Raw genomic sequence first — 18,583 nt, forward strand, 5'->3', positions numbered from 1 at the left:
ATCCCGATTGGCGCGAAGCGCTTCGGCCAGCCCCCGGGAACCCGAGCTGGCCGAGGGAGCCACGACGAACGCGATTCGCGTCCCCGAACCTGCCTGCGTTCCGGCCGCGGCTTGGATCCCGGCCACGACTTCCGCGCCAGCCACGGCGGCTCCGAGCGCCAACCGCTCGGCCCCCTCGACGGCTGCCGGCTCCACCCCGGCCGACTCCGCATGCCACGTCTGGAAGAGGGTCACAGCGGGCGGGATGCCGCCCCGAGAAAGGAGCAGGAACACGGGAGCAACTCCCGCCGATTCAATGTATTCCAGGCCGAGACGGTCCGCGGCGGCGCGCAGGTAGCGTCCCGCCTCGCGCGCCGTCAATCCCGGGAGGGTCTCCCGTGGCATCGTCAGAAGTGACTGCAATAGCGTCAGTTGCGCCTTGACGTCCAGGGCACTTCGGGGCGTTTCGCTCGAATTCACCCAGCCTCCCTCGTTCCGTTCGGGGAAAGGGCATCATAGCGGCTCCCCATTCCCTTGAAACAATGGGATTTGTACTTGACAGCCCCAGGGCCCGGCCGGAGGATCGTGGGCGGTCGGCGACTTGGCCCCCGCCAATGCCGTCGTGTTACAACGTGGGGAGGGGAGGAATGCGGGAGATGGAAGTCAACTTTCCCGAGTGCCGCAAGTGTTCGACCGGAGTCCTGATCCCACTTTCGGACTACGGACGGGATGGCGCCCCGATCACCTACAAGGCTTGGGTCTGCACCAATCCCACCTGCGGCTTCAACGTCCGCATCGACAACGGTGAGATCAGCCTCGGCCGAACCGTAGGTCCATCCACCAAGTAAACGCGCCGCTTCCCGGTTTCGCGACGGTCGAGGGCTATGATCCAGGCCATCATCTTCGATCTGGACAACACCCTGACCGACTTCATGAAGATGAAGCGCGCGGCGATCGACGCGGCCGTGGACGGGATGATCGACGCCGGGCTCAAGCTGACCCACGCCGAGATCTCCGAGAAGATCTACAACGTCTACGACCGCGAGGGGATCGAGTACCAGCAGGTCTTCGATCTCTTCCTCAAGGAAGAGCTGGACCGGATCGACTACAAGATCCTCACCAGCGCCATCGTCGCCTACCGCCGCGCCCGCGACTCCTACCTGGTCCTCTACCCGCACGTGAACCTGACCCTGATGGAGCTGGCCCGCCGCGGGCTCCGCCTCGCCGTCGTCTCCGACGCGCCGCGCTTCCAGGCCTGGCTGCGCCTGGCCCATCTCCAGCTCCAGCACGTCTTCGAGCCGGTGGTCGCGTTCGAGGACACCGGCGAGCGGAAGCCCTCGCCCAAGCCGTTCCAGCGCGCGCTCGAGATCCTCGGCATCGGACCCGACGAGGCGATCATGATCGGGGACTGGCCCGAGCGCGACGTGGTCGGGGCCAAGAAGGCGGGGATCCGAACGGCCTTCGCCCGCTATGGGGACACCTTCGACACCCGCGAGTCGGGGGCCGACTACGACCTGAACGACATCCACGAGCTGGTGGAGATCGTGGACCGCCTGAACGGAGCCGACTAGCCGCCGCATGGTGAGCGTCGGGGTGGACATCGTGGAGGTGGAGCGGATCCGCCGGGCGATCGGACGGTGGGGCCCGCTGTTCCTGGAAAAGGTCTTCACCCCGGCCGAGATCGCCTACTGCCGCGGGAAGGCGCGCGAGGCCGAGTCGTTCGCCGTGCGCTTTGCCGCGAAGGAAGCCTTCGCCAAGGCGCTCAAGGTGGGGAAGGCGTCGGTCTGGCAGGAGGTGGAGGTGGTCCGGAGCGAATCGCCGCGCCCCGCGCTGGCCCTGGCCGGAACCGCGCTCGCCCTCGCCGGGTCCCGCCGCGTCGACGTCTCCCTCTCGCACATCCCGACCTATGCCGTCGCCGTGGTCCTGGTGGAGGACTGATGCGCCTTCCGCCGCTCGAGTCGCGCGCGGTCACGGCCGAGCAGATGGCGGCCCTCGACCGCGCCACGATCCAGGGCCGCGGGGTACCCTCGCTCGCGTTGATGGAGCGCGCGGGCCGCGAGGCGGCGAAACGGATCGCGTCGTGGTGGCGGAGCGACGGCGCAGCGCTCTACGGGACCGCCCCGGGCGCGGCAGGGGCGTCGCGGCCCGCCGGCGCTCCGGCACGCGGCAAAGCCGGAGCGCGGAAGCCCGCGGCGCGCCGGGCTCCGGCGGGCGGGAATGTCCTGATTCTCTGCGGGCGCGGCAACAACGGCGGCGACGGCTTCGTCGCGGCCCGGTATCTCAAGGGGCTCGGCTTCACCGTGCGCGCCGCGGTCGCGGCCGAAGAGGGCTCCCTCTCGCCCGACGCGCGGACCAACGCCGACGCCTGCGCGCGGGCGCGCATCCCGATCACCTTCCTTCCCGATCCCCGGGGATGGGGGCCCGGAAGCGAGGTGGCGCTCGCCGCCCGCAACACGGCCTTCCTCGTGGACGCCCTGCTCGGCACCGGGTCGACCGGCGCGCCGCGGGGAGCGATCGGGGCGGCGATCGAGATGGCCGACGGCTCGGGGCGGCCGGTCGCCTCGATCGACCTCCCCTCGGGGGTGGACGGCTCCACCGGCTACGCCGAGGAGCCCTCGATCCGGGCGGCGCTCACGGTCACGCTGGCCGTCGTGAAGACGGGGCTCATGCTGGAGCCGGGACGAAGCCACGCGGGCCGGGTCGAGACCGTGGACATCGGGATCCCGCCCGACCTCGTCGCCGAGCAGCCCGCCTCGCTCCTCATGGCCGACGCGGGCTGGGCGCGGTCGCTCCTGCCGCGCCGCCCGGCCGACGCGCACAAGGGCTCCATGGGGCGCGTGCTCCTCATCGGCGGGAGCGGCGGGATGATGGGCGCGGTGGCGATGGCCTCCGAATCGGTGCTTCGCGCCGGCGCCGGGTACGCCGTCGCGGCCGTGCCGCGCTCCTGCGTCGATGTGCTGGAGTCGCGGGTCCCGGCGGTCGTGAAGCGCGGGATGCCGGAGACGCCGGCCCGCGCGCTCGCGCTCGACGCGCTCGACCCCATCCTGAACGAGGCGCTCCACGCCGACGTGATGCTGATCGGACCTGGCGCCTCGCGCGATCCGGAGACCGCCGAGCTGGTGCGGGCCCTGGTGGAACGGGTCGAGTGCCCGATCCTGCTCGACGCCGACGGCCTGAACGCTTTCGAGGGGCGACCGCTCCGCCGCCTGCACGCACCGCTCCTGGTTTCGCCCCACTACGGCGAGGCGGCCCGGCTCACCGGGCGGCTCATCGCCGAGGTGGCGCGCGATCCCATGGGATGGGCGCGCCGCTTCTCGGCGCAGAGCAACGCCATCGTGTGCCTCAAGTCCACGCCGATGCTGACGGCGGCTCCGGCCGAGCCTTTGATCCTGAACGCGAGCGGCAACCCCGGCATGGCCACGGCGGGGGCGGGGGACGCCCTCTCCGGCGTCATCTCGGGGCTCTTGGCACAGGGGATGGATCCGTCCGAAGCGGCCGCGGTGGGATGCTTCGTCCACGGGCTCGCCGGCGACGTGGCGGCCCGGCGGAAGGGCATGCGCGGGATGATCGCCACCGACATCGTCGAGGCGATCCCGGCGGCGCTGGTCGCGCTGGAAGTCGGCGCGATCGAGGAGTCGGAGGCGCGATGACCGCAGGCTTCCGGCCCGCTAGCGAGGCGGCGCCATGAACCCCAAGGGTCCCGGGCGCGACGATCCCGACGGCCGCCGGCGCGGCGCCGGACCGAGCGCCGAGCGCTCCGCGGCCTCACGGAACCGCGCGGTGCGGATCGCGCTGGCCCACGACCTGGTGCGGGCCGGGCGGATTCTCGACCGCCGCGGGATGATCGCCGCCAGCGAAGGCAACCTGAGCGCGAGGATGTCCGTGGATCGCGTGCTGATCACGCGGCGCGGAAAGCGCAAGGGGGACCTCACCCCGCGCGACTTCGTGGAGCTCACGCTGATGGAGCCGCGCGATTCCGTAGCCCGCGGCGTCGCCTCGACCGAGCACCGCGTCCATCTCGTCGCCTATGCGGTGCGGCGCGACGTCGAGGCGATCGTGCACGCGCATCCGGTGGCCCTCACCGCGTTCGCGCTGCGCGGGCACGCTCCCGACTTCTCGCGCATCGACGAGGCGCGCGCCATCCTGGGGCAGGTCGGATTCGTGCGCTACCACGCCTCGGGAAGCGACGACCTGGCCGAGGCGGTCGGGCTCGCGCTCGATCCGCCGGGGGTCCTCGCGCCGGCGGTGCTGGTGCTGCAGAACCACGGGGCGATCTCGGTGGGGTCGAACGTGGAGGAGGCGGTCTCGCGGATGGAGATCGCGGAGCATCTCGCGGCGGCGATGCTCCTGGCCGAGCGGCGCTGAGCCGGCGCGGCCCCGTCCGCGACCCGCCGCGCTACTCCCCGATGATCTTGATCAGCACCCGCTTGGCCCGCCGCCCGTCGAACTCGCCGTAGAAGATCTGCTCCCACGGCCCGAAGTCGAGCTTCCCCTTCGTCACCGCCACGACCACCTCCCGCCCCATCACCTGGCGCTTCAGATGGGCGTCGGCGTTGTCCTCGCCGGTGCGGTTGTGTCGGTAGCGCGCGGGGCTCGCGTCGAAGGGGGCCAGGTCCTCGAGCCACTTCTTGTAGTCGGCGTGCAGCCCGGACTCGTCGTCGTTGATGAACACGCTCGCCGTGATGTGCATCGCGTTCACCAGGCAGAGTCCCTCGGCGATCCCGCTCTCCTGAAGCGCGGCCTCCACCTCGGGGGTGATGTTCACGAACTCCATGCGGGCCGGGATCTCGAAGGTGAGGGTCTTTCGGAAATGCCGCATGGCGGCATTCTACGCCAGAGGCAGATCCAGGCTGAAGGCCGAGCCCGCGCCCGCCCGGCTCGCGGCCGTCAGCGTCCCGTCCATCCGCTCGGCCAGCTGCTTCGCCATGGCAAGCCCCAGGCCCATGCCGCCGACGCGTCGCGTCGCGGACCCGTCCACCTGGCTGAACGACTCGAACAGCGTGCTCATGTGGTCGGGAGCGATGCCGGGGCCGTCGTCCTTGACGGTGATCCGCGCCCAGCTCCGGCCGCCACGCTCCGCGCGGCTCACCTCGATCCCGATGCGGGAGCCCTCCGGCGTGAACTTGACGGCGTTGTCCACCAGCGCGTCGACGATCTGGAGCAGGCGCTGGCGGTCGAAGCGGACCGGCGGCAGGTCGGGCTCGGCGAGGAAGGCGAGCTCCCGAAGGCCCTGCGTGACGCCGGGCAGCCGCTCCTCGTAGTAGCGCCGCAGCGGTTCGATGACGTCCGCGGACTCCAGATGCAGCTCGATCCCGTTCCGCCGCAGCTCGGAGAAATCGAGCAGCTTCTCCAGCGCGCCCTTGAGATTCTGCGCCTCGCCGAGCGCCGCGTTCAGGAACTCGGCGGACTCGGGGGCCGGCTTCTCGGTCTCGATCACGATCTGCAGCGAGGCGATCACGACGGTCAACGGGGTGCGCAGCTCATGATTCACGTTGCTCAGGAACTCCGATTTCAGGCGGTCCAGCTCCATCAGATTTTCGTTGGCGAGGCGAAGCTGCCGGTTGTTCTCCAGGAGCCGGTTGTAGAGCTTGGTGTTGTGGAGCGCGACGCCGACCATGCCGAGCGAGGTCTGCAGCCCCTGCAGCTCCACGGGACCGTAGCTCCCCGCGCCGAGGCGAGGCCCGATCGCCAGAAATCCGAGGACCTCGCCCCGCGTGAGGATGGGCGCAAAAAGCTCGATCGACTCGCGTCGCGCCAGGAGTGCGGCGGCGCGCGCCGGCTCGTCCGTCATCTCCCCGGCCGGCACGATACGCGGCTCCCGCGTGAAGCGCTCGAGCAGCCAGCCTCCGCAGACGCTGCCCAGTGCGGCGGCGGTCCGCCGGTCCATGCCGTGACTGCGGAGCAGCACCGGCGCCGAGCGCCCGTGCTCGGAGATCAGCCAGAGCGCGGCACGCGCGGTTCCGAGCTGCCCCATGAGATTGAAGAGGACCAGGTCGGCGACCCCATAGAGGTCGAGCGAGATCGTCAGCTCCTGGCTGAGCTCCGAGAGCGCGAGCAGCTCGTGCTCCCGGCGCGCGACCAGGCGCAGGGCGTGGCCCGTCGCGTCGGGCTCCGGCGGAGCCGTCACCGGGCGCCCCGGCGCTGCCGTCACCGGGGGCTCCGGCGCTTCCGGCAACGAGGTCTCGGTCGGACGCGGAACGAAGGGGTCAGGAGTCGAGGGCATGAAGCGCTTCTTCTTCGGAGCCGTCGATCGGAAGGAAGGGCTCGAGGTTGAGCAGATGGATGACCGAGGTCACGGCCGCCGACGGCGAGGCGATCCGCACCCGGGTGTCGCCCTGACGGAACTCCTCGGCCAGGCTGAGGAGCGATCCCAGCCCGCTCGAGGCCATGAAGGTGATCCCGGAGAGGTCCAGCACGAGGTTCAGGTTTCGCGCGCGGACCCGCGATCCCACTTCGAGCAGGTGGGTCGCGCTCCGCGCGTCGAGACGGCCGCGCACCCGCAGCAGCACCGCGCGCCCGCGCGTCTCCTCCTGGATCCCAAAGCTATCCGGCATGGGTCGCCTCCTCCGCTGCCCTGGCGCCGAAGCACATCCAGGTGATGTTGCCCGCGGCCGTGGATGGGGTGTAGACGACGCGGCGCATCGTCCGATGGATGATCTCGAGACCCAGACCGCGCCCGCGCCGCCGCACGCGCGGATCGTTGAAGTCCTGGGACTTCCAGTGGTTCGCGCTGAACGGCGTTCCCTGATCCCGGATCAGGAACCAGCCGTCCCGCAGGTGTCGCGCGGCCGTCTCCGGAGCCGGCCGCTCCATCGCCCCGCGCGCCCCATTCCCCTTGGGCGGCAGCCACCAGATCTCGTACTCGCGACGGGCATCGTGGCCATAGCCGTGCTCGGCCACGTTCGCGCACACCTCGTACAGCGTGCTCGTGAGCAGGTCGCGCTCCGGCGCGGGGAGGGCGTCGAGGGCCGGATTCGAACGGATCCAATCGCGGATCGGCTCGAGAGGATCGGAGCGGCCATCCAGCACCAGGCTCGTCCCGCGGCCCCGGGCTTCCTCGTATTGCGCGAGCGCCGCGTGCTCGGGGTCGTGATGGAGCACCACGATCGTCTCGTCGTCCAGACGCGACCCGTCGCCCGACCAGCGGGTGAGTCGCTCGAAGAGGCCGTCGATCACCCCGCGCGGGCCGCCGGAAGCCGTCTCGCGCAGCGCGGTCATCATCCGATCGTGCCCGAACTGCTCGCCCCCCTCGACGTCGAAGGCCTCGCTCACCCCGTCGGTGAACTGCAGGAGGGTGTCCCCGGGCTCGAGGACGAGGGTCTGATCCTCCAGGGTCGCGCGAATGGCGCCGCCCCGGATCGCGCCGAGCGGGATTCCACGGGTCCTCAGACTCTCGACGGTGCCGGTCGAGCGGCGGTACACCAACGTGGGATTGTGGCCCGCCGAGGCGTACGTCAGCCCGCCCGTGCGCGGGTCGAGGATTCCGTAGAACATCGTGACGAAGCTTCCCCGTCGCAGCGTGGCACCGAGACGCTCGTCGAGCGCCGCGAGGAGTGCCGCGGGAGAACCCGCCACCCCGCGGTCGGCGCGGAGGAGGGCACAGAGCATCGACATGATCAGGCAACCGGCGAGCCCCTTGCCCGAAACGTCCGCCACGGCGAGGCCGATGCGGCCGTCGGGAAGCGGGAAATAGTCGTAGTAGTCGCCTCCCACCTCGGCGGCCGCCCGCTGGGAACCCTCGATGACAAAGGCCCCCTCGACGATGCGGTCCGAGGGCAGGATCGAGCCTTGGATCTCGCGCGCCAGCTCCATCTCGCGGGCCAGCCGCTCCCGCTCCACCATCTCCGCCTGGGCGCGCTTCAGCTCGGCGGCCATGTCGTTGATGGCGCGGGCCAGGAGCCCCAGCTCGGTCCCGTCCCGGATCGAAACCGGGGTGTCGAGGTCGCCGCCGGCAATCCGTCGGATACCGTCCCGCAGGACCGACACCGGACGGAGCACGTGCGAAAGAATCAGGAAGGAGGCGGTGAGACCGACCAGGAGCGAGATCGCCAGGATCAGCGATTGCTGCCGTCGCGCCCGCTCGATCACGGCATCCACGTAGCTCGTGCGCATCGCGACGACGACGTGCCCCAGCCGCTTGCCCGAGGGGTGCAGGATCGGCACCGACGCGACCAGCTCGCGATCGCTCCGGCGCAGCGTCTCGCCGGCTGCACGCGGCGGTCCGTCCAGGACGGGGCGCAGGCCCGAGGGCTCCGCGAAGCGCGTGCCCAGCCGGTGGGGATCGGCGTGCCCCTGGATGATCCCCGCATAGTCCACCACCACGGCGTAGGACAGCTCCGGCTGCTTCGCGAGCTTCTCCTTGAGCAGCGGATGCAGCGTGAGCTCCGGGAAATCGCTGAGCAGGACTCCGGAGCTCGTGAGCGCCAGGTTCCGCGCCTCCAGGAGCAAGCGGCTCGTCAGCTCCGACGTGAGCGCCCGGCGCGCGTTCCGCTCCGCGACGGCGCCCACGCTGAGCACGACGGCCGCGGTCAGCCCGACGGCCACCAGCGTGACGATCCAGCGGATGCCGAGGACCCGCTCGCCGCGCCCCCTCACGGCGCGTCTCCCGCCATCTCGCGCGAGCGTTCGAGCTGCTGCTGGGCGCGGGTCAGGTATCCCTTGGCGCGCGGGTCGTTCGGATCGACGGCCAGCGCCCGCTCCCAGTGCGCGATCGCATCGTCGAGCCGGCCGGCGGCGTAGGCGTCCAGGCCCTGGATCAGGTACTCCCGCTTCAGGTAGTCCCCGACGCGCTGGTAGCTCGGGTCGGCGGACCAGACGAGCTCGAAATAGCGGAGGGCGTCCGCGGAGCGCTTCTGCGCCAGGGCCGCGAGGCCGCGCCGGTACAGGTCGCGGAGGTCGCCCTGGCTGAGGCGGGACTCGGGGGCGGGCGCCGGCGCCGTGCGGGCCGGAGTCGGGCGCGGCGGGTCGGGTGTCCGGGCGGCGGCGACCTGGCGCGCGCGCTCCAGCGCCGCGTCGGCGGAGGCGAGCCCATCGGCGTCGGGATCCAGGTCGCGGGCTTCCTGGAGCTGCGACGCCGCGGCGTCCAGGCGACGGTCGGCCAGGCTGCGCCGCGCCTCGCGGACCAGGGCCTGCGCGCGGCGCGACAGGGCGGCCTGCGTCCGGCGCAGCATCGCGCGCGCGTCCTCGTCGTTGGGCGTTTCCTCGAGGATCGCCGCGAAGCCGCTCCGCGCGGCGGCGAGGTGGTCCGACGCGAAGGCGTCCATCGCGTCGGCGAAGGCCTTCCGGATCTCCGCGGAGCGGGCGGCGCGGCGGTCGCTCTCGGCCCGGCAGCGCCCCTGGGCGACGCGCGCGTCGGGATCCTGCGGGCGCTTTTCGAGGATGCGTCCGTAGGCGACCGCGGCCTCCGCCAGGTTCCCCTCGCGCTCCAGCTTCGCTCCGTGCTCGCGAAGGCAGCGGATCTCCAGATCGCCCGCCTCGGCGTTGTCGGGATCGAGGGTATGGATGGTGGCGAGCGCCTCGAGCGCGTCCGGGTAGGCCGCCGCCGCGCGCGACTCCTCCGCTCGCGCCAGCAGCGCTTGGATCTTCTCTCCCTGCGCCCTCTGGAACGTCTCGGCCAGCCGCGCCTGGAGCTTCTCGTCTTCGGCGCGCAGCGCCGCGTCGCGGCGCTCGGCCGTCGTGGGGCCGAAGGCGTACGCCAGCCCCAGCCGGTGGATCGATTCGTAGGGCCGGTCCTCGAAAGCGTAGTCCAGCGCGATCCCACGCACGCGGAATCCCGCCCCGGCGGTGAGGGCGTCCCCGTTCATTCCGGCGCGCACGGACAGGTAGGGCCGCGGCGCGTACTCGGCGCCTGCGTGGACCTTCGCCCGCGCTCCGCCTCCGGTCTCGAGGTCCAGCGTGGCGAGGCCGAACGGGGTGCGGTACGCGAAGCCCATCCGCCGGGTGCCGGGGTCGCGCACCGATTCCTGGTCCAGCCGGATCGAGGGCTGCACCAGGTTCCGAAGACCCAGTCCCCAGGTGATCTGGGACGCCCACCGCGAGGGCACGCGCAGCGCGAGCAAGGGGTAGACCGTGACTCCGAGATCCGCTCCCAGCCCGCTGCCGCTGCGCCCCGCGAGCGACTGCCGCTGCATCTTGACCGCGCCACCCACTCCGACCACCGCTCCGAACGTGCGTCCGTAGGCCACCGAGACCTCGCTCTCGGAGCTCGACAGATCGTTCCCGGTGGACACGTTCCGCTCGTCGCGTCCGTCGATCCCATCCGTCCCGAAGCGCCGGAACGAGACGCTGGCCGTCCCGAGACGCCAGCTGGGCAGCGCGAAGGCGACCCAGTCCTCCCGGAAGCCCAGGTCGTAGGAAACGGTGCTGACCGAGGCTTCGCCCCGGGGCACCCAGCCGAGCCCGCCCGGATTCCACGTCGCGATCGCGGCGTCGCCGGGCACCGCGACGAAGGCTCCCCCGAGCGCCGTGCCGCGGCTTCCGGCCGGCGCGCTGAAGGGGGAGCGCGTCCCCGCGTCGTTTCCGTCGGCGCGGGCGTGCCCGGCAGGCACCGCCAGGAGCGCGCCGGAGATCAGCACGACCATCCCGCGCCGGGTCATCGCAGCACCGCCACTTTGCGCCGGGCGCGGTCGGTCGACCCGTCGGCGTACTTCACGATCAGCTCGGCCACGTAGACGCCGTTCCGGACCACGTCGCCGCGCCCGTTCCGCCCGTCCCACCCGTCGGCCTGGTGCAGACCGGACCCGCGCGGCGCGCGATCGAGCAGCGTAGCGACTCCCTCTCCGGACGGCGTCCAGATGCGAAGGGTGACGTCGGCGGGCGCGGCCAGGTAGTAGACGAACGAGGTGGCTTCGCGGCCGGCCGCGAACGGATTCGGGAAGTTGCCCCAGCTGGCGGCCAGGCTCGCGGGCGTGAAGGAGCCCGACTCGGTCCAGAAGGGGAACGCGGCGCCCGCTTCGGGCGAGACCTGCACGGTCAGGAGCGCGCTGCCCGGCTGGACGACGCCGATTCCCGTCGCATCGATGCCGATCCGGAAGGAAGCGGCCGTGGGAGCCGGCTGCGGCACGACCCGGATCTCGATCGAGACGTTCCGGCCGGCGTCGATGTCGAGCGGCGACGCGGCGGCGAGGGTGGCCTCGGTCGAGTCCGCGGCGAGGGAGTCGCTTTGCGCCCAGAGCGCCCCGTTCACGTAGGCCAGGACCGATCGCGCGGCCGCGCCGAGGGGGATCGCGCGGAACTTCGGATCGGCGGCGCGCAGGCGGAGGCGATCGACGCGAATCGATCCCGAGCCGGCCGATGCGCCGTTTCGGAGGGTGAGAACGCCCGTGACGACCTCCCGGCCGTCCGCCGCGAGCGCCGCCGGCATGCGGTCGAGGAGCCCGGCGAACAGGTCGCGCGCCGGCGAAGCGATGTGCGTGAGCCCCGACACCAGCGGGAAATCGACTCCCGGCTCCGGCACCGCGCGCACCGGTTGTCCCGAGTTGGCGTCGTCCGCCACGATTCCCGAGCCGCCGATCGCGAGCTCGAGAAAGGAGGCCGGCGCCGAGGGGCTCAGGTCGGCCACCAGCGTGAAGGAGGCGCTGTCGCCCGGCTCGAGCCAAGCGCCGGCGACCGGCACCGGGATCGGAACGGACGTGACGGGCAGGCTCGTCACGTTCGCGACCTCCACGCCGTCGCGAAGGAGCCGGACGCGATCGAGGAAGAGGTCGGGGACCCGCGCGCCGCGCGTCTCGTCCCGGACCTGCACGAGCAGGGTGTCCAGCCGGATCGGTCCCGTCCCCGGGAGGCCCGGATGCCGAAGCACGAGGCGAAGCGCCGGAAGATCGCGCTCTCCGGCGACGGCGGCCGCCGGGAAGAGCGAGGAGCCGCCGGCGAGGACGTCCCGGGCCGGCGCCTCGACCCGAACGGGCGTGCCCCACGCCGTGCCGCCGGCGTAGGTGACCGCGACCGAATCGCGCGAGTTGGCGTCCTGAGCCGCGAAGGCCGCCGGCGGCTGGAGGACCAGCCGGAAGGCCCCCACGCGCGCGGTGTCGGCCACGTCGCCGGACGCCAGGAGGTCGACCGGAGTCCCCGCAGGGACGGCGAGCGGAGGGCTGAGCACCAGGGTCACGTGGGGACCCGAGCCGACCGGCACCGCCTGCGTCGCGAAGGTCTGGAAGCCGGCGCGCAGCACGACGCGCCTCAGGAATGACGCCGCCTGCGGGACGGGCACGCCGGCCGTGTCGGCGACCGTCACGCCGACCTGGGTCACCTGCACGTCCGACGTGATCCCGGGCACGCCGGCGTTGTCGAGGCGGAACGTCCCGAGCGGAACGTCGGCGCTCCCCACGGCGACCCGCGCGGCCGGGCCGCCGAGCGCCGCGACCTCGAGCCCGACGGCGTCGGCGACGATGCGGGCGAGCCCCGAGGCGACCGGGAAGGCGCCTCCCTCGCGCCGCACCGTGACCGGCGCTCCGCTGGTCGCGTCTTCCGCCAGGATCTCGGTGCTGTCGGCGACCACCACGCGGAACGCGGGCACGGTCGTCGAATCGGAGACGTCCACGCGCACGCTGATCGTCACCGGCTCCTGGGCCGTGACGCGAAGCGGGGACGCCAGCGTGAGATTCATCTCGGAGCCCGAGGTCTCGAGGGACGACCGGCTCAGGTACACGTTCGTCCCCTCGTTCACGCTCACGTGCGCGAGAAGCGCCGCCGGCACGACGCCCGCGCCGCTCTCATCCTGCAGGTGCAGTCGGAACGAGCGGATCCGGATGTCCGAGGCGCCCGCGCCGCCGCCGTTCGTGAGGGTGAGGCTGAAGGGCACGACGCCGGTCTGGCCGCGCGTGACGTTGAAGGGCATCGACTGGACGGGGAACAGCGCGAGGTCCGCCGCCGCGAGGTAGACGCGATGCACGTTGGACGCGGTCTCCACCGCGCGCCGGGTGAGCCCGGTCTCGAGGCCGGTTCCCTGGGCGCCGCCCGCGAACTGGACCGAGCCCGCGCCCGTCGAGTGGTAGGTCCAGAGGAAGGTGTCCACGGCGGCCGGGGCCAGATCGGCCGCCGAGCCCGGCCCCGCGTCCAGGACGGTCGGCGCCGTCCCGGTGGTCTGGAGCGGGCCCGGCAGCACCCCCGTCACGGTTTCCGCCCCGACGTTGCGCACGATCATCCGCACCGTGATCGGCTGCCCCACGGTGCTCGCGGCGCTGGCGGTTTCGATCGTGGCCAGGAGCGGCGACGTGCTCACGAGAATCGGCTGCTCGTTGTCGACCGGCATGTCGAGCGGCCCGTCGTTCCCGGTGTCCATCTGGACCCCGCCGAACGGGATTCCCAGGCGGACCGTGACGGAATCCCGCGCGCCGGCGCCGGTCCGGAGCGAAACGAAGAGACGCCGACCGGCTCCTCCGACCGGCTCGCTCAGGAAGGGACTCCGCCAGATCTGCGCGCTGGAATCGGGAACCATGAGCCCCAGGTCGGCGTCGTCGCCGCCGCCCGCCGAGAAGACTCCGTCGCCGCCGTCTCCCCACAGCCTCAGCTCGGCGATGTCGGAGCCGGGCGCCGCCGAACCCAGGTTCACGACGGCCAGGTTCCGCAGCGTGTCCGTCTCGTACCCGTTCCAGGGCACGACCACGTTCATCGCGAGCGTCGGCCCGTCCCCCGGGCCCACGGTGACCCCGGGCGCGCCGATGTTCGTGAGCTGTGCCGCCGTCAGCCCGTCCACGGTCGCGCGGGCGCGCGAGTCGATCGGCCAGGCGGCCGTGATGGTGGTCGCTTCCTTGAAGCCGAGATCCAGCGGGCCGGCCACCTTGGCCGAGAGCAGGTCGCCGTCCCTGGCGCCGCTTCGGGCGACGTCGGCGACCAGGAAGAGGTGCACGGCGCGCCCCGGCGGGATGGCGGTCGAGAGGCCGCCGAACACCGCGCGTCCTCCCGTGAAGAATGAGGTGCCGAGCGGCGGATCCACGGCGGGGTCGCCCACCTGTCCGTCGCCGTCGCCGTCCAGCCGCAGCGTGGCCGACTCGATCTCCCCGTCGCGCTCGGCCACCCCTCCCGGTCCGATCGTGGCGTTCGTGAACGCGACGCTCGTCAGGGTCCGCGGGTCGGCGTAGCTGTTCGTGAGAACGAAGTGGTGGAGGAGAACGCGGCGGTCACCCGGGTGCACCGACGTCGATTCCACGTCGGCCGCGGTCACCGTCACGCGGTCCACGGTGCTGACCGCGCGCTCCGCGAGGCTGCGTACGACCCGGTCGCGCGGCCCACTGTTGCCGCTCTGCACGCCGATGCCGGCGTCCAGCCCCGAGGGGATTCCGAGCTGGACGGTGCGGCCCTGGCGCGCGAGATCCGCGAGGTCGACCGTGACGAACAGGCGCAGTCCCCCGAGCGGGATCGTCTCGGCGAGCCCCGTGCGCTGCCAGCGGTCGCCGGTGTTCACCAGATCGCCGAGGAGCCTGTCGCGCGTGGCGTCGAACGTGCTGTCGCCGTCGTCCGCCCACGCCCGCAGCCGGGTGATGTCGGTGGCTGTCTCGGCCGTGCCGAAGTTCACGACGGCGAGCTTCTGGAGCAGGTCGGCCCGATACCCGTTCGGCGGCACGATGAACTCGAGCGCCGGGTTGTTGGACGATCCCGCGAGAAGGTTCCCCGTGGGGCCGGGAAGGAGCCGGATCTGATCCGCCGCCATCCCGTCCACCACGAAGACTCCCGCCGGGCGGAGCGGCCAGCCCGTCCGGTAGAAGGGCACGCGCAGGAACGCCACGGAGGTGGAATCGTCGAGCGAGACGTCCAGCGTGTCGCCGTCGCGCGCGTCGAGCGGAACGGAGCTGGTGACGAGAAGCCGCGTCGTGCTCCCCGGCGCGAGGGCCAGGGAGAGCGGCGCGAACGTCACCGAGCCGCTGAGGGCCGAGGTGGTGACGAGAAGGGTGTCGGCGCCGCTCTCCAGGGCGCCGTCGCCGTCGTCCTTGTAGAGCGCGGCGTCGCCGAGCTCCTCGTCCAGCTGATCCGCATCGCCGGCGCCCGCCGAGCGGTTGGTGAGGCGGATCGAGCGGACGGAACGGGTGTCGGGATAGTGGTTCGTCACGGTGACGTTCGCGAGCAGGACGTTGCGCGCGCCCGGCAATACCGTCGCCGGAACCTGCGACGCGGTCACGGAGATGCCCCCGGTGGAGATCAGCGCCGCCACCGGGGCGTCCGCGGCGTCGTCCCGCACCGGGATATCCGAAACGACCTCGGTCGCCGACACCGCGGCGTCGAGGGCGACCGTTCCGGTGGTCGCGGAGGCGAGGACGTGGGCCAGTGCCGTCAGGACCACGGTTCCGCGGGGCCCGATACCGGCGGGGCTGCCGCCGGGGAGGCTCACGGTGAAGTCACCGTCCGCGTCCCCCGGGATGAGACGCGTGAACCGCAGTGCGGGCGGGTCGAGGCGGATCGAATCGGCGCCGAGGTTCGTGAGGGTGAGACGGACGGCGACCGAGTCCTGTCCCTGGTAGAGCGCCGAGGGAGCGCTCAGCCCCGCGATCCGGATGCCGCGCGTCGGGCGGACGGTGATCGGAGCGGTGGCGGAGAGCGCCCCCGTGGTCGCGATCACGAGTCCCGAGCCGACCGCGCCGGCGGTGAAGCGTCCGGAAGCGTCCACCGACCCCACGCCTCCCTGCGTGGACCACGCGAAGGAGCGCGAAACCGGATGGCCGTAGGCGTCGAAGGCCGCGGCCGCGAACGTGCTGGCCTCGCCCACGAACAGCGAGGCGGAGTCGGGCGTCACCCGGACCGAGGCGACCGGTCCCGGCACCACGACCACGCGCCAGTCGTTCCGGTCGGCGACGCCGTTCGCGTTTCCCTCCGCCGCCACTTCGGGCGGACGCGCCGTGGACGCGTCGTCGTACTGCACGACGAAATTGGACCCGGTCGAGTCGACATCCACGGGCGTGGCCACCTGGAACCCGATCTCGATCAGACGCGAGAAGAGGGAGTAGGCCACATGGCTCGCGAGCCGCGCTTCCATGATGCCCGTCTGGCTCGCGTCGGTGTAAGCCACCGCGCTGCCGCCTACCTTCACGCTCGTGATCGCCGGCACGCCATAGCCGTCCGGGATGCTGACCCGGATGCGGTCGATCCCGGTATCGAAGAGGGAGAAGGTCGGCAGGGCGTACGCCGTGAAGCCCTGGGCGCCGACACCGACCGCCACGGTGTCGGGGATCACCTCCGCGACGACCGACTGAGCGGCCTGTCCCGACGTCGTGATCGTCGCGGTCAAGGGAATCGTCGGCTCGGTGGACCGGACACCCGAGGCCGCGAGGCGCACCTTCACCGCACCGCGATAGTCCTGCGCTGGCAGGGAAGAGGGGAGATCGATCCAGAGATAGAGGTTCTCGGCCGTCGGCGTCTCGGAAGTCGCCGCGGCGCGCGCGGTCGCCAGGGCCACATAGGCGGTGTCCAGGCGGCCGCCCGCGGTGCGGCTGGAATTGAACGCCCACGAGACGGGCTGAGCGGGCGGCCCCGCGCGCAGGGTATCCGTCGGCGAAACCGTCCCGACCAGGTTCCGGACCGCCGCCTGCAGGTCGTACGCGGCGTTGGCCAGAACGTGAAGGTCGACCTTTCCGTCGGGCGGATCGCGCAGCGGAAGCAGCGACGCCCCCGGCGAGCCCGCGTTGAACGAGCCCGCCGAGTCGTCCCAGGCCACGGTCAGCAGGACCGCGGCGTTCACGCCCGTCTTGGAACGTGAGGCCGTCGAGTCCACGGGCGTCTTGCTGATCGTGTTCACGCGCGCCGTCCACTCGCCGGTCGAGGAGGCCCTCGCGATCAGGCCGGGGCGGAACGCGAACCGGATCGTTTGGGAGCTCGTGCTGTTCGTCACCGTATCCACGGAGCAGAGAGAGGGGAGGACGCTCCAGCTGGAGACGGCGGGATCGACCGTCGTGAACGGCATGGCGACCCCCCGGCGCCAGCGGTACGCCGCCCGGTAGGCCGGGGCGTTCACGTCACTCGCATGGCCGTTGAAGGAGAGCACCAGGTCGGCTCCGGTGATGTCCTTGAAGCCGTTGCCGTCGCTCAACACCACGTCAGCGAACATCGTGTCCTGGGGCACGAGGGTGTTGGTGGAGACGCCCGCACGGTTCCGCAGCGTCACCGACGTGATCGTGGGGAGCAGGGCGGGCTGGATGTCGAGGAGCGCATAGGCGTAGCCGGGTCCGCTCGTGGCGTTCGCGTACCACGCGATCAGATAGAAGTTGCTCCCTGCCTTCTTCGCGCAGAAGAGCCCCGTGTCGTCCACGGTGCCGATCGACGGGTCGTACACGCCCCGGGTGGCGTCGTAAAGGTCGAAGCTGTCGGCCTGCACCGGGTAACGGTTCCCCGCCCCGTCGGTGGCGATCAAGGTGAACGGGCTGCACTGGCCGACGACCGTGTTGAGGGTGTCCGGCTCGAGCGCAACGGAAATGACGGAGAGGCTGGGATCGAGAAGCCAGGTATCGCCGTTCCCCGCCTTTCCGTCCGCGTTGCCCGGCCAGAGGACCTGCTGGAAGCAGCCCGGGGTGGTGGTGTCGTCCACGTAAACCGGGATCTCGCTCTTCTGGGTCGCGAGCACGTCGACGTGGAACACCGCCTGGACCGTTCCCACGATCGCGACGCGAGGAAGGCGCACCGTGATCGACGAGCCGTTGTCGTACCAGGTCACCTGATCCAGCGGGACCGGCGCGCCGCCCACGAAGAGGCTGTCCAGGCTCCGGCCGCGAAGCGAGCCCTGGTGATCGATGGTGATCAGGTCGAACCCGGTCGCGGAACCGCTCGGGGTGGTCCCTTTGGCATCGACGTCGAGCCAGACGGTCCAGGGGACGTTCGCGATCCCCTTCACCACCCGGTAGGGCTGAATCTCGGCCGTTCCGCTCCGGATGGCGGGCGGCTCGTCCGTGTACTGGAGGATGAGCTGCGGCGTCTTCGTCGTGTCGGTCGCGAACTCGCTGGTCCGGAACTGCATCTCCAGATCCTGGCCGGTCTCGGCGGTGAGGAGAAACCCGTTGTTCGCGAGCGTGCCCAGGTTCCACGCGTTCACGATGGGCCCCACCTGCCAGCTCGTGCGGGAGAGGTTGGTCTGGTCGGAGATCGTGCGCCGGGAGGTCCACGTGGAAAGGCGGGTCCCGCCCGCCGTCGTCCAGGGGCTGCCCGAAAACCGGTTGGTCCAGCTGGCGCCGGTTTCGGTCCAGGATTGCGTCAGCGCGTGGCTGGTGACCGACATCGACCCGGCATTGGCCGCCGACTGATAGAGGCTGAGCCAGGCCTGGAGGACGGTCTTTCCGGTCAGGTCGGGGAGGGGGATCGAGACGACGGCGTTCTTGGTCTTGCCTCCCGTGCTCCGCTTGACCCGCATGTCCGGATCGGAGCCGCGGTTCTCGGTGGTGTTTTCCTGCTTCAGGTAGGTGTCGGCGGTGATCGTCCGCGACTGGACGGTGATCGTGGTCGTGGCGCCCCGGGCCGGCAAGGCGGCGGCCAGGGCCCCTATCGCGATCAGGGCGCAGCAAAGACCCCGGACAGCGCAGGCCGCCGTCCGTGGCAGATCTCGACGATCGAACGTGCGAATCGCCACGCCACCCCCATAGTCCTTGTTCCCGGAATCTATCGGCACGTAGGGGTCCGTACTGGAGCGGGT

General features: G+C 71.7%; 11 protein-coding genes. 4 read left to right on the forward strand and 7 right to left on the reverse strand.

Annotated elements, in window-relative coordinates; genetic code table 11:
• A partial coding sequence (locus VE326_00910; GenBank protein HYJ31754.1) for a hypothetical protein occupies positions 1-384 on the reverse strand: 384 nt, incomplete at its 3' end.
• Between the two features lie 479 nt (positions 385-863).
• Here VE326_00910 and VE326_00915 point away from each other — a divergent pair.
• From VE326_00915 to VE326_00930, 4 genes are read left to right on the forward strand one after another with little or no spacing between them, the layout of a single operon-like run.
• Positions 864-1,550: an HAD-IA family hydrolase gene (locus VE326_00915; protein HYJ31755.1), complete on the forward strand. Its 687-nt coding sequence runs from the start codon at positions 864-866 to the stop codon at positions 1,548-1,550.
• A 7-nt stretch (positions 1,551-1,557) separates the two neighbouring features.
• Positions 1,558-1,917: a holo-ACP synthase gene (gene acpS, locus VE326_00920; protein HYJ31756.1), complete on the forward strand. Its 360-nt coding sequence runs from the start codon at positions 1,558-1,560 to the stop codon at positions 1,915-1,917.
• The gene (locus VE326_00925) at positions 1,917-3,629 is read left to right on the forward strand and encodes an NAD(P)H-hydrate dehydratase (GenBank protein ID HYJ31757.1); all 1,713 of its coding nucleotides are present in this window, start codon (positions 1,917-1,919) and stop codon (positions 3,627-3,629) included. The genes acpS and VE326_00925 overlap by 1 nt, the downstream gene beginning before the upstream one ends.
• 34 nt (positions 3,630-3,663) lie before the next feature.
• The gene (locus tag VE326_00930; GenBank protein HYJ31758.1) at positions 3,664-4,344 is read left to right on the forward strand and encodes a class II aldolase/adducin family protein; all 681 of its coding nucleotides are present in this window, start codon (positions 3,664-3,666) and stop codon (positions 4,342-4,344) included.
• A 31-nt stretch (positions 4,345-4,375) separates the two neighbouring features.
• On the opposite strand, the gene VE326_00935 is transcribed toward VE326_00930, so the two are convergent.
• From VE326_00935 to VE326_00960, 6 genes are read right to left on the reverse strand one after another with little or no spacing between them, the layout of a single operon-like run.
• Positions 4,376-4,798, reverse strand: coding sequence for a secondary thiamine-phosphate synthase enzyme YjbQ (locus VE326_00935; protein ID HYJ31759.1), 423 nt, complete (start codon positions 4,796-4,798; stop codon positions 4,376-4,378).
• A 9-nt stretch (positions 4,799-4,807) separates the two neighbouring features.
• On the reverse strand, positions 4,808-6,130 hold the full coding sequence (locus VE326_00940) for an ATP-binding protein (GenBank protein ID HYJ31760.1): 1,323 nt from the start codon (positions 6,128-6,130) through the stop codon (positions 4,808-4,810).
• 55 nt (positions 6,131-6,185) lie between these two features.
• Positions 6,186-6,533, reverse strand: a complete 348-nt coding sequence (locus VE326_00945) for an anti-sigma factor antagonist (protein ID HYJ31761.1) — start codon at positions 6,531-6,533, stop codon at positions 6,186-6,188.
• Positions 6,523-8,574 carry a SpoIIE family protein phosphatase gene (locus VE326_00950; protein HYJ31762.1) on the reverse strand — a complete coding sequence of 684 codons (2,052 nt, stop codon included), beginning with the start codon at positions 8,572-8,574 and terminating at the stop codon, positions 6,523-6,525. The genes VE326_00945 and VE326_00950 overlap by 11 nt, the downstream gene beginning before the upstream one ends.
• The gene (locus VE326_00955) at positions 8,571-10,574 is read right to left on the reverse strand and encodes a hypothetical protein (GenBank protein HYJ31763.1); all 2,004 of its coding nucleotides are present in this window, start codon (positions 10,572-10,574) and stop codon (positions 8,571-8,573) included. The genes VE326_00950 and VE326_00955 overlap by 4 nt, the downstream gene beginning before the upstream one ends.
• A complete protein-coding gene (locus VE326_00960) occupies positions 10,571-18,415 on the reverse strand; it encodes a DNRLRE domain-containing protein (protein ID HYJ31764.1) in 7,845 nt (2,614 codons plus the stop codon). Before VE326_00960 ends, VE326_00955 begins: the two co-directional genes overlap by 4 nt.
• Positions 18,416-18,583: the final 168 nt, after the last annotated feature.

This window comes from Candidatus Binatia bacterium, from assembly GCA_035631035.1.
Lineage (GTDB): Bacteria > Eisenbacteria > RBG-16-71-46 > SZUA-252 > SZUA-252 > DASQJL01.

What these genes read in the sequence shown, in the direction of transcription:
- VE326_00955 (HYJ31763.1), bottom strand. Translation starts at nt 10,574, where the DNA reads ATGACCCGGCGCGGGATGGTCGTGCTGATCTCCGGCGCGCTCCTGGCG.
- acpS (HYJ31756.1), top strand. Translation starts at nt 1,558, where the DNA reads ATGGTGAGCGTCGGGGTGGACATCGTGGAGGTGGAGCGGATCCGCCGG.
- VE326_00945 (HYJ31761.1), bottom strand. Translation starts at nt 6,533, where the DNA reads ATGCCGGATAGCTTTGGGATCCAGGAGGAGACGCGCGGGCGCGCGGTG.
- VE326_00915 (HYJ31755.1), top strand. Translation starts at nt 864, where the DNA reads ATGATCCAGGCCATCATCTTCGATCTGGACAACACCCTGACCGACTTC.
- VE326_00925 (HYJ31757.1), top strand. Translation starts at nt 1,917, where the DNA reads ATGCGCCTTCCGCCGCTCGAGTCGCGCGCGGTCACGGCCGAGCAGATG.
- VE326_00930 (HYJ31758.1), top strand. Translation starts at nt 3,664, where the DNA reads ATGAACCCCAAGGGTCCCGGGCGCGACGATCCCGACGGCCGCCGGCGC.
- VE326_00935 (HYJ31759.1), bottom strand. Translation starts at nt 4,798, where the DNA reads ATGCGGCATTTCCGAAAGACCCTCACCTTCGAGATCCCGGCCCGCATG.